Here is a 12,179-nt window from a genome sequence, read left to right as displayed (position 1 = left end):
GGGCTCCGTAAGGCCCCAGGCATCATTCATGATTACATCAGTCGAAATCGTTGACCGTGTGAATCATATTGTTGTAGCCACTGGCGCGCGGAAAGTAGTCGACGTCCTCCGCCTTCTTGAGGCCGCTCCACTTCTTGGTGGTGTACATGCCGCCAGTACCCGAGTTCTGCACCGGAATGTACGGGGCATCGTCGTAGACGGCCTGTTGCAGGATCTGGCAACGACGAGTGATCTCCTTGATGTCGTCCTGCGGCACTTTCGGGAGGTTCGCGATGGCTTCGTCGGCTTCCTTGGAGCACTTCCAGCGACCGTAGTTGCCGTCGGCCTTCTTGTCGCCAAGTTTGTAGTTCTTCGTCTGCATGTACATCGTGTAGGCGTTGAACGCGCCACCGGCGGCGTTGGTCGTCCACAGCGACATGTCATACTCGCCCATGGCCTGGGCCGGGTCGAAGACCTCCTTGGGCAGCGGGGTGAACTTGACGTTGATGCCCAGGTTGTCCTTCCACTGGGAGACGACGATCGGCATAGTGGCCATCTCGACCGGGTTGTCATTACGAATGGTCAGCTGGAGCGGGTATTCCTTGCCGTCCTTGCAGAGGTTGCCATTCTGAACGGTCCAGCCGGCATCCTTGAGGAACTTCTTGGCAGCCTCGACATCCGGAGCCATCGGCTTCTTGAACTCCGGCTTCAGCATGTTGGCGTAGATGACAGGATCCAGGCCGGTCACGCTGGGCACGGTGTATCCGACGCCGCCAGCCTTGGCGACGACGCCCATGTCCACGCTAGCTCGCAGGGCCTTGCGAACGGCCACGTCGGAGGTCGGCAGGGAGTGGGTCGATAGGATGATTCCTCGGGTCGAACCGTCGGCGTAGTAGTTGTAGCCGTTGTGGTCCTTGTCCATCGGGAGGAAGCTGGTGATGACGCCAGGGTCGCCGCCCTCGGCCCAGTCGACCTTGCCCTGGGTGATCTGGGACTGAATGTTGCCAGCGGTTCCTGCCGGCACCAGCTTGATGGTCTTGACGCCCTTGGGCTTCTTGCCCCAGTAATCGTCACGAATGTCGATTTCAATGAGCTGGCCGGCGAAAGACTTCAGCTTTCCAGGACCGGTTCCAACCGGATTCTTGTCCACATAATTCTGGTGGTCAACCTTGCTGTAAATGTGCTCCGGGTAAATCGGGAAGTACAGCGAGAGCGGAATATCCTCGGTATACTGAGGCTCATTATAGGTAACTACAACGGTGTGCTTATCGGGGGTTTCAATCGGCTTAGCGAGCCACTTGAAATCCTTCTCGGTGGATTGTCCGGGTGGGCCGAAGATGAAGCCATAGGTGAAGGCAACGTCCTTCGAGGTGAACGGCTTTCCGTCATTCCAGGTGACGTCGTCGCGCAGCTTGTACGTTGCGACCTTGCCGCCGCTGGTGTATTTGACCTCCTTAGCGAGATTCGGCACCAGCTTCATGCCGTCCTTGGAGGAGATGCGGAACAAGGTCTCCCAGAACATGGCGTTGCCAGGAGCGGAATCACCACCGCCGAACACGTTGAAGTTGTGGGGGAAGACGTTTGAGGTCGAGACTGCGGCGCCGATGGTCAATACGCCGTCTTTGGCGATGGTGCCCTTCTTGCTTCTGCTGCCCTTGGCGTCAGTGTCACCACTGCCGCATGCGCTCAGCAGCGGAATGGTGAGGGCAATCGACCCTGCGGTGAAGAGCAAGGATCGCCGCGAAATTGGAAAACTAAGTGGTTTCGGGTCCATGTTAAAATACCCTCCTTTGGGTATTAATGTGTCTTTTTGGAGACAAAATCAATGACTGCCTTCTATGGAGAGAACATACCAGAACGTATTGTCATACTCGATGGAATTCCCTCCGTTCTTCCGCCTCCCAGCATGTGACTTCCCGAGTGCCGTCCTCGCTGTGGAACTTAGGCAACTCCTCCTCGGTGCAACGGGGTTGTGCCAACGGACATAATGGTGCGAAACGACATCCTTTAACCCTCACGGAGTTATTCATGGGGGCGCCTTCGGGAATATCGATCGCGGTGCTGTTGGCCGATCCCTTGTACCGAGCCGGATCGGGCGCGGCGGACAAGAGGAGGCGGGTATAGGGGTGAATGGTGTCGCTGATGATCTGCTTAGTCGGGCCAGCTTCGACGATGCGACCGCCGTACATGACGTTGATGCGGTCACAGATGTAGCGCGCGGATGCGATGTCATGGGTGATGTAGAGGACCGACACTCCTTCGGTCTCACGCAGATCCGACAGCAGGTTGAGAACGTCCAGACGGATGGAGGCGTCGAGCATCGATGTTGGTTCGTCGGCCAGCAAAACCTGCGGGCTGACCGCCAGAGCTCGGGCGATGGCGATGCGCTGACGCTGACCACCCGAAAGGTCAGTGGGGTAGCGGTTGAGGTAGCGCGACGGCGGTGTCATGTTGACCTTTGTTAAGACGTCGTCAATCCGCTGAGCAATTTCCTTGCGACGCATCTTCGGGTAGTGGATCTTGAAGACCCGGCCCAGGATTGTCGAGATCTTCTTCAGCCCGTTGAGGGATGCGAAAGGGTCCTGGTAGATGAGCTGGACATCTCGATAGTAGGCACGTTCGGCACGCTTGCCGTGCACGTGCACCAACTCGCCGTTACGGTAGAGCTCGCCGCTCGTGGGCTTGTAGATCAGGGCGAAAAGACGGGCGATCGACGTTTTGCCGGAACCCGACTCACCGACGAGGGCAGTGATCTCGCCGCGGTGAATGGTCAGGTTGACGCGGTCGAGGGCGTGGATCGTCACCTTGGATCCTGACGAATCCGTGCCGTCGAAATCCAGACTGACGTTGCGTGCCTCAAGGACCGCGGTGCGGTCGTCGACGTGGGCGCCGGTCATGCGATCGCCTCCTCATGATTCGTGGCCTGCTTCTGCTGGTCCGCCAGTTCTTGATCGGAAAGCTCTCCGTTTGACAGGTAGCAGGCAGACGCTCCCTCGTCGATGGTGCGAAGCTCGGGGATTCGTTGATGACAGATCGGCATGGCAAATTCGCACCGCGGAGCGAAGGCACAACCGGTTGACAGGTCGAGAAGGTCAGGGGGAGAACCCTTGATGCCTTCGAGTCGACACAGTGGCTCGCTCAGCGGCGGGAAGGCCAGACGCAGACCGCGGGTGTACGGGTGACGGGCACTGGAGTGGAATCGTGCCGGGGTGCCAACCTCGACGATCCGTCCGGCGTACATGATCGCTATCTTGTCCGAGATCTCCATGAGGAGGGACAGGTCGTGGGTGACGAAGACGATCGAGAATCCGAGTCTCTTCTGGGCCGCTAGCACCTCCTGAAGGATCTGTCGCTGCATGACGACGTCGACGGCCGTGGTGGGCTCGTCCATGAGAACCAGATCCGGCTCGCACACCAAGGACAGCGCGATGAGGGCACGCATGCTGCATGCCACCTGAGAGCTGGAAGGGGAAAGACGAGAGTCGGTCTGCGGAGATCCCGACCGCCTCCAAGAGCTCGGCGGACTTGGTCAACGCATCCTTCTCTGCCAACGAGGGATCATGGGCGCGCTGGACGTCGATGAACTGCTCGGACAGTTTGAGGATGGGGTTGAGGCAGGCCATTGCCGACTGCATGACGACGGCGATCTTGGTCCATCGATACGGCTTGAGGTCCGCCTCGGACAGGGTCGCCAGGTCGGTGACGCTGCCGTTGCGATCATGGAAGAGGATCTGGCCAGCGCTCGTGGCGGCAGGCATCCGCTGCAGGCGTCCGAGTGCGTTGAGCAGGGTCGACTTTCCACACGCCGACTCACCGGCGACGCCAAGGATTTCGCCGCGTCGAAGGAGGAAGTTGACGTTGTCACAGGCGCGGATGTTTCCGGACTCGGTGACGTAATCGACGCACAGACCCTTGACCTCCAGCAGGACTTCGTTGTCGGTGGTCATGCCGTGCCTGGCTTGAGTGGAAGAACTCTGGGCGGTCATGCAGCGGTCTCCTCGGCATGGGTAGGGTGTTTGGCTGCGGCCAGCTTCTTGGCCTTCTCGAACTTGCGCATGAGCTTCATACGCTTGGTCGACAGCGTCGGGTTGGTAACCTCGTCGAGACCGAAGTTGATCATGGTGGTTGCGAAACCGATAAGGGCGAGTGCGAGACCCGGAGGAATGAACCACCACCACAGACCGCGGAACAGCGCGTTCTGCGTCATGGCCCAGTTGATCATGAGGCCCCAGGACGGCATGGACGGGTCACCGATACCGAGGAAGGCTAGGGACGCCTGCATGTTGACGCCGGCGGCGATGAGTCGCAGGAACATCGGGGAGATGAGGCCGAGCAGGTGCGGCATGACCTCTGAGAGCACGATGTGGGACTGCGATTCACCGATGGTCCGCAGGGCCGTGGTGAAATCGCGTCCTCGCAGGGACATTGCCTGGGCGCGGATCTGACGGGCACCGCCGGACCATTCGAAGCAGCCAATGACGAGGGACACCAGCAGCCAGCCCGCGTTCTGCATGACACCGGCGATCATGAACAGGATGGCGAAGGTCGGGATGTTGGCGAAGACCAGGATGAATCCATTGAGGAAGCGGTCAATCCAGCCGCCGGAGAATCCGGCCCAGGTCCCGATGACGACGGTCAGGACCGTTCCGATGACGGCGGAGGCTAGACCGACGACCACCGAGTTTCGGGTGCCGTACAGCATCCATGCCAGGACGTCTTGTCCGGCGCTGGTGGTGCCCAGCCAGTGTTTGCCTCCGGGGGCTGTACCGCCCAGAGTCATGTAGTCGACCTGGTAAGGGCTGGTATGCAGCACATGGGTGCAGAAGGGCTGCCCGAGGATGGCGACCAGGATGAAGAAGAGCATGATCGCGAGACCGACCTGCACCTTCCCGACTCCGAGGAACCTTTTGACCATTATCAGGCCTCCTCTCGAGTCCGTGGATCGAGGATGACGTAGACCGAGTCCGCGATGAAGTTGAACAGCAGGCTCATGAAGATGATCATCAGCATGATTCCCTGCATGACCGGGTAGTCACGATGGCCCTGAGCGCCCGAGAGGAGGGAGCCGATACCGGGATAGATGAACACCGCCTCGGCCAGAATGACGGCCGTCAAGGAGCCACCGATGCTCTGAGCGAGTCCGGTGAAGTTGGGAAGGATGGCGTTACGCGCGGCGTAGCGATTGCGAATGCGCGAGGACGACAGACCCTTGGCGCGGGCGAGCTGGACATAATCCGTCGTTGACGGTGGTGATCATCATGTTGCGCATGCTGAACAGCCAGCCTGCGAACCCGACGATGACAAGGGTGAAGAACGGAAGTACCGAGTGCATGAGCACCGATGCGATGAAGTGGCCGTTGGTCAGGCTCATCGTCAACTCGTTGTCGTAGGCGCCCTGGTTGGGGAACCAGCCGTTCTTGTAGGCGAAATACCATACGATGAGCAGGCCGAGCCAGAAGGCTGGGATCGAGCTGAAGAACATCGATAAGGGGGTGACGATCGAGTCGAGCTTGCGTCCGGGCTTCCACCCCAGTCGGACACCCAACCAGGTTCCAACGATCCAACCGAGGATCGTCGAGGCGATGGCCAGGTACAAGGTCCATGGTAGAGCCTGGTTGATGAGGGTCGTGACGTTGACGGGGTAGTACTCGATGGACTTTCCGAGGTCTCCGTGGACCAACTGAACGAGGTAGTCCCAGAACTGGAGGAGAACCGAGCGATCGGGATCACCGTAGCGCGCCTTGATGAGGCGCATCTGGTAGCCCGATGGCGGGGCGCCGGTCTTGGCCACGATGTCCTTGATGAGCTGGGTGGCGGGATCGCCCGGCATGAAGCGCGGCAGGATAAAATTCAGCAACACTGACACGACGGCGACTATCAGGTACGTGCCCAGCCGCTTGAGAAGGAACGCTCCGCCGCCACGACGATGTGGACGCCGCGAGCGCCCCGAGGTCTGGGGTTGCGCATGCGACGGGTCCACAGCGGGGTCAGCCGTGGTCGGGAGCTCCTGAGCGGTAGGCTCAGGGTGACCTGGACTGGTCATATAGTATAATTACCCCTTCGTGAATCAGGTCATGGCCGGTCGACTTCGTCGTCAACTGAAACGGTTTACCTGCCGTTAGGAAGATACACCGGATTGCGAACGGGTACAACACGATTGACGTATCAATTTCTCGACAATGACGTGGAGGTTGTCCGCATGACGACGATGTCTGCGGGAACTAGTTGGTTTCCTGTGAATGCTGCACGATACGACGACAGTTTCCGTGGCTTCATGCTCGATGTCAGCCGTGATCGTGTGCCGACGCGTTCCACTCTTGATTTCCTGACGCGCGTCATGGCGCGGTGTGGTCTCAATCACCTTGAGCTCTATGGTGAAGCGGGATTTGCCTACCGCGGTGAGGAGGAGGTGTGGGCCGACCGCAGCCCCGTGACGGCGGAGGACATGAGGTGGCTCGATGGTCTGTGTCGCGGACGAGGCATCGAGCTCGGGGCCAACCAGAACTGTCTGGGTCACATGGAACCGTGGTTGGAAACCGAGTCCCATCACCATCGGTGTGAGAATCCCGACGGCGTCGACCTCCCCTGGGGCGTTCATGCCAGGGCAAGCACCTTGGCTCCAGTGCCGGAGAATCTTGACTTCGTTCAGAGGTTGTTGGGCGAACTGACGGAGACTGTCTCGTCGAAGTTTCTCAACGTAGGTCTGGACGAGCCGTGGGAGCTGGGCACCGGTGTCAGTGCTGATCGGTGCCGAGATGAGGGCAAGGGGGTTGTGTACGCGAAATGGGCGCGCGACGTCGTCACCCCATGGCTCGACAGGGGCTGGCGGGTTGCCATGTGGGCTGACATCGTCAATTCCCATCCTGAAGCACTCGACATCATTCCCGATGAGGTCCTGCTCATCCCGTGGACTTATGAGTCCCCCGCGATGGAAGCCAAGTTCGCTGGCACGGAAGGTTACGAGATTCGTTCTGATGCCGGATTCGCGTCCACCGCCCGTCTCGTTGCCAATGCTGGTCGGCCGTTCGTGAATGCTCCCGGAACTGGAGCGTGGAACACTTTCACCGGACGTCTGAGCAACGCCGTCGGCAATATCGTCGACGCCGTCATCACCGATCACTCCCTGGGTGGCAAGGGGGTCTTGCTCACGGGTTGGGGAGACAGCGGACATCATGCGGGACTCGTCTTCTCTCTCGTTCCTCTTGTCGTCACTGGCGTCGCGATAGCGGATCCGGACCATGCCGAAGGACTGAACTCGGCTAAATCCCTTGTCAACGCGGTGTCGCAGGCGCTGTTCGACGTCGATGATCACCCTGGTGCGCACCTGCTCGTCGGAGCAGGTCTGCTGGAGGACAAGCTCGGTGTCATACGACGTAACCATTCACTGCCGGCTCGGTGCCTGCTGGAAGGGGACCCAGGCGATGACCTGGGAGCTGACGGGATCGCTGCCACCCGTGCAGAAATTGCTCGACTCCACGACCGCGCGAACGAGACTGAGGCTGCCCTCGGTGGCGGCCCGATCGGGTGGGTGGAAGACGTGCGTATCGGTCTGGACCTTGTCTGCCACAGCCTCGACGTCCTGACCGGGGGAGAACTGACGGTGTCCCCGGCTCTCCTGGATCGTTTTGCCACTGCGTGGTTACGAACCAGCCGACCCAGAGGCCTGGCACGATCCATGGCCAGGCTCCCGGGAGGGGCTGATTATGAGGAGGTTGCAGCCAAGCCGGTCAGTGGGCTCGAGCACTGGCGAGGGCTTCTCGGTCTGTGAGCCCAGGGGTGGGACGAAGCGCGAGCCTGGGCGCTCGGCCGGTTTGTTCCGCCTGGTCAACCCATTGAGCGAAGAGATCACCCATCGGGGAGCACACTGAGCGCCCCGCTCCGGTATCCCAGTTGGCGCTGAACTCGAGTGGTTCGTCGAGTTGGTGCTGGGGTTGGGCGTTGTGCAGATCGGGCAGCATGTCCGACAGGGCCAGAGCTTCCGGCTTTGGCTTGCCGTCGTTGGTAAAGAGGCCTAACGAATACTCCAGTTCTGGAAAATCGAGTAAGTCACGGGAGACGTCGTGGGAGCACCACCAGGTGATGGCTTCCAAGCCTGGCGTTGAGGTTAGTGACGCCATCGTTGTCGTCATAAAGGCGGCCGAGCTGGAGTCGGGCACATGGGTTCGAGGTGCTCCTACCTCCTGCAGCCAGAGTGGACGCTCGGGATCATGGCTCCAGGCCCGCGCTAGTTCGAGCAGATAGCGCGGGAACCACGTCAGGGCGGGATGTCCCTCTCCGAACCGCGGCCCGACCTGCGCGAACACCCAAGAATGGACGGTCGTAGCAGATCCCTGAGTCACGGCGTGACGCGGGGTGAACGGATGGTCGTCGACGAACCAGAGGTCGTCGTCGAATCCGAACCAGAACCGTCCGTCTGGCCACTGGTCCCGCATGGTCCCGAGCATCGTTTCCAACCACGTCTGGGCGTCATCGACGGTGCACTCGCTGCGCGTCGGATGATGATGGCCCGGGGCCAGAGCTGCGTACTGCGGGAACTCGTTGCCCACCGTCATGCCGGTGGCGTTCGGCTCCTCCCGCAGGCGAGTTGCCAGTTGGCTGATGAGGTCGGTCTGGCCAGCCTTGACGAGCGGATCGGTGAAGAGATTTGACGTGTGCCATGTGATCACCCAGGAGGGCAGAAAGTCGTAACTCGACAGATGTCCATTGAGGGCATCGACGGTAACCTCAAGGTCGAATTCGCCGGCCGCGCGTACGACGGAGACGACGTCATCGAGGGCCCGTGGGCGGACCAGACCGCGGTTAGGCTGTAACAACGGCCAGAGCGGAAATAGGCGCACATGATCGAGGCCGAGCTGGGCGATGCCTTCAAAGTCACGGCGGGTGGCGTCGATATCGAGGTCAAGCCAGCTGTGAAACCACCCTTGGGACGGGGTGTAATTGGCGCCAATCTTCATCGGTTGCGTCCCAACCTGAGGGTCGCGACCTGGAAGGGGCGCATGGACAAACCGATGGTGCCGTCAGCAAGGTCAGCGGTGACGACCGACGGCGCTACCTGGGCGTGCGGGTTGCCGTCGAGGGGGTCCTCGAGCAGGTCGACTTCGACGGCCGAGGTGGCCTCAAACCCCAGAGTCATTGTGGTGTGAACGTGACGTCCGTAGGGCTCGTACAGCCGGACGATGACGTCACCAGAGCCGTCTTCGGCCAGTTTGACGGCTTCGACTGCAACCCCCTCAACACTCACCAACGGCTCGACCGGAGAACCCTGACGACGACGTACACACAGGTTGGCGGCGTACCCGTCGCGAATAGCGTCGGCCAGATCTGCGCCGACATGCAGAGTGTGGAAGAAATCGTGCTCACCCTCGTCAGCACGAGGATCGGGGAAGCGGGCCCCTTTAAGGAGAGATGCGCGAGCAACCGACCAGGTGCCGCCGTTGTCTTTGGGGTGACGAGACACATTCCATCCGTAGGTGCCAGAGTTGGCGATGGCAACACCGAAACCGGGTTCGGACACGTAAACCCACCGATGAGCATTGACTTCGAGCCGGAAAGCATCCCACGACGTATTGGTGTGGGTGGGGCGAGTAATGTGGCCCATCTCGATCTCATAATCGGCATGATCCGTGTGGACGTCCACCGGCCAGGCCAGTTTCAAGAGGCTGTCCTGCTCATGCCAGTCGACATGGGTGTGCACCTTGACACGCGGATCTCCCGGATTGACAGTCAGAGACTGGGTTGCGCTGGAGTGGCCAAAAGTCCTCGTGACGCTGATGGTCACTGACCCGTCCTTGCGGCTCATGGTGGCTTGGCCGTCGTCGAGGTCGGTGACGGTGTTGGCGTAGAAGGGGTCGATGTCCCAGGCATCCCACATGTTCGGGAAGTCTGGGTGTATTTGGAGTAGGTTGCCGCGCTGACCCGCAGGAATGGCGTCTCGGCCACTGGCGGTGTCGACGAGGTACGTGATGAGTCCGTGCGCGTCAACAGTCATGCGTAGCAGACCGTTATCAACGATGAAGTCTTCCTCGTTTTCTTCGGCGTGGACGCCCTCCGTGATGGACGGAGCTTTGCTGCCGCCCATGGCGACCGTGGAGGCCCATGGGCGGGCCATGGGTGCGGAGTCAAAGACGATCTCTTCGTCCCCCTCCCCAGCCAGTAGCTCTTGGGCGTGGTGAATGAGTTCGGTTAATTCGTCGGAGATGCGACGGTGATCGGCGACGACCTCGCGGTACACCCACGCGATGGCTGACCCGGGCAAGATGTCGTGGAACTGATACAGGCAGATCGTCCGCCAGATCTCGGCCAGGCGCTCCCCGGGATAATCCATGAGCTCGCGTACGGCTGCAGTGGCGCACCACAGCTCGGCGTCACGCAACAGGTGTTCGTTGCGACGGTTCCCCTTTTTGACCTCGTATTGGCTGGTGAAGGTGCCACGGTGCAGCTCGAGGTAGAGCTCTCCGACCCATGTTCCGGGGTCTTCATGCTCGGACTCCGCCCGAGAGAAGAAGGTGGCCGGAGGCTCGATAGCTAGCTTGGGGGATCCGTCAAGATCAGCAACTCGGCGGGCTTGGGCGAGCATTTCGCGAGTGGGGCCGCCACCGCCGTCACCGTAGCCAAAGGGCACCAAGGAGGAATTGGAGCGACCTTTGTCCTGGAAATTGGCTCGGGCATGCTCGAGATCGTGAGCCGACAAGTCGGAGCCATAGGTATCGGCTGGCGGGAAGTGAGTGAAGATGCGGGTCCCGTCGATTCCTTCCCACCAGAACGAATGGTGAGGGAACTTATCGACCTGGTTCCAAGAAATCTTTTGGGTTAAAAACCAGTGGGCACCGGCCAATTTGGCGAGCTGGGGTAATGCGCCGGAGTAGCCAAAAGAGTCGGGCAACCACACTTCGGGACAATGGTGGCCGAATTTCGCCATGAAATAGCGCTGTCCGTACAACAGCTGCCGGCACATCGACTCACCCCCGGGAAGGTTGGCATCGGACTCCACCCACATACCGCCGACCGGGATGATGCGACCATCCTTGACAGCCTTCTGCAACCTGGCGAAGAGATCAGGATGATCCTCTTCGAGCCAGGCCGAATGCTGAGCGGCTGGGAAGGCAAAGATGTGGGCCGGGTCGGTGTCGATGAGGTTGAGCTGATTGGAGATTGTTCGAGCGACCTTGCGTCGGGTTTCGCGCAGTGGCCACAGCCAGGCGGAGTCAATGTGGGCGTGGCCGATGGCAGTCATCGTCTGGGCCGAGTCATGCGCGGGGCGGGTCAAGGCAGGGGCTAACTCGCTGCGAGCTGCTGATGCAGAAGAGACGACGTCGAATAGGTCAAGGCGATCCATAGCGCGGTCCAGGGCGCGACGAACGTCCCAGCGACGCTCGGAGTCCTCCGGCAACTGGGCGGCCAAACCAGACAAGGTGACAATGTCGGCAATGAGTTCGCGTACCTCGTCATTGACGACGACGAGGTCGGCTCGCTTGAGCGAGTAATAGGTGTCGGTAGAGGCGGTGAGCTTGTCACCGTCCTCGGTAGGTTGGAAGGGCGGCTGGGCTAGCAAGATGGGGTTCGAGGCGGCTTCGACGTAGACGTCAATGTGACCTTCAGTGTCAGTCTCGACAGGAATCCAGGTATTGCGCGGGTTGAGGGCCTTGATGATGGATCCGTCCGGACGCACGACTAGCCCCTCGGACTGGAATCCGGGGGAGTCCCAGACTCCACCGAGGTCGACGATCATCTCAAGGTGGTCGTCGCGGTGCTTTGGCGGTACAGTCGCGGTGAGGTGAAACCACGTTGTTCCCCATGGCGGTCCCCATGTGTCGCCTATCCGGAAGGGCTCATATGCCAGGGCTAGGCCCGCACTGATCGAGATGGGTTCACCCTGGCCGACGACCCCGGGCCGGCTGTTCAACCCCTCGACGGTGTCGGTGACGGGGGCCCACTCGACGTTTAGGTGGCACACCGTGGTGGTCTCGGCGGGGCGAATCTTCTCAGCGAGATGGCGATGCACCCTGTCGTCAAGAATGGGGGCGTGATCATGCATTGGAGTCCCTGGCGGTTGCGACATTGACAACGGATAGTTTCAGTGTGAAGTGTAGTGACTAATACGGTTTAGTCAACCTGTTGAGTTAGGAATTGACCACACGATCTCCAAGAGCGCATTTCGGAGCGACTCGGGGCCCCTCGTCGAGGAGGATCGTGGTGTGGTC

At 60.4% G+C, this 12,179-nt stretch carries 8 protein-coding genes and 1 pseudogene; 1 reads left to right on the top strand and 8 read right to left on the bottom strand.

The features are described from left to right. Positions 1-37 precede the first annotated feature (37 nt). The 6 genes and pseudogenes from ACOYO3_RS08585 to ACOYO3_RS08560 all read right to left on the bottom strand — a co-directional run bounded on the left by ACOYO3_RS08585 (position 38) and on the right by ACOYO3_RS08560 (position 6,022). Positions 38-1,711 carry an ABC transporter substrate-binding protein gene (locus ACOYO3_RS08585; RefSeq protein ID WP_002524766.1) on the bottom strand — a complete coding sequence of 558 codons (1,674 nt, stop codon included), beginning with the start codon at positions 1,709-1,711 and terminating at the stop codon, positions 38-40. A gap of 133 nt (positions 1,712-1,844) precedes the next feature. Then, on the bottom strand, positions 1,845-2,876 hold the full coding sequence (locus ACOYO3_RS08580) for an ABC transporter ATP-binding protein (protein ID WP_002518454.1): 1,032 nt from the start codon (positions 2,874-2,876) through the stop codon (positions 1,845-1,847). Then, positions 2,873-3,965 (bottom strand): annotated as a pseudogene (locus ACOYO3_RS08575) (ABC transporter ATP-binding protein). The gene ACOYO3_RS08580 and the pseudogene ACOYO3_RS08575 overlap by 4 nt, the downstream one beginning before the upstream one ends. Continuing rightward, entirely contained in the window at positions 3,962-4,894 is a 933-nt protein-coding gene (locus tag ACOYO3_RS08570; protein WP_002523281.1) for an ABC transporter permease, read from the bottom strand. Before ACOYO3_RS08570 ends, ACOYO3_RS08575 begins: the two are co-directional and overlap by 4 nt. A 2-nt stretch (positions 4,895-4,896) precedes the next feature. After that, positions 4,897-5,169 (bottom strand): ABC transporter permease subunit, encoded by a 273-nt coding sequence (locus ACOYO3_RS08565; protein ID WP_096335125.1) that lies wholly within the window; start codon positions 5,167-5,169, stop codon positions 4,897-4,899. Then, entirely contained in the window at positions 5,144-6,022 is an 879-nt protein-coding gene (locus ACOYO3_RS08560) for an ABC transporter permease (RefSeq protein WP_002524764.1), read from the bottom strand. Before ACOYO3_RS08560 ends, ACOYO3_RS08565 begins: the two co-directional genes overlap by 26 nt. Positions 6,023-6,136: 114 nt before the next feature. Here ACOYO3_RS08560 and ACOYO3_RS08555 point away from each other — a divergent pair, with 114 nt between their 5' ends. After that, the gene (locus tag ACOYO3_RS08555; protein WP_002524763.1) at positions 6,137-7,747 is read left to right on the top strand and encodes a beta-N-acetylhexosaminidase; all 1,611 of its coding nucleotides are present in this window, start codon (positions 6,137-6,139) and stop codon (positions 7,745-7,747) included. Here the strand turns inward: ACOYO3_RS08555 and ACOYO3_RS08550 are convergent. Continuing rightward, a complete protein-coding gene (locus ACOYO3_RS08550; RefSeq protein ID WP_002518408.1) occupies positions 7,707-8,933 on the bottom strand; it encodes a glycoside hydrolase 5 family protein in 1,227 nt (408 codons plus the stop codon). The two genes, ACOYO3_RS08555 and ACOYO3_RS08550, sit on opposite strands and share 41 nt — an antisense overlap. Further along, positions 8,930-12,013, bottom strand: a complete 3,084-nt coding sequence (locus ACOYO3_RS08545) for an alpha-mannosidase (protein WP_002524762.1) — start codon at positions 12,011-12,013, stop codon at positions 8,930-8,932. Before ACOYO3_RS08545 ends, ACOYO3_RS08550 begins: the two co-directional genes overlap by 4 nt. Positions 12,014-12,179 lie beyond the last annotated feature (166 nt).

The organism is Cutibacterium sp. KBN10P07758 (assembly GCF_050286205.1).
Taxonomy (GTDB): domain Bacteria; phylum Actinomycetota; class Actinomycetes; order Propionibacteriales; family Propionibacteriaceae; genus Cutibacterium; species Cutibacterium acnes.
The sequence above is the reverse complement of the archived record's forward strand: the minus strand, read 5'-3'. Positions and strand labels throughout refer to the sequence as shown.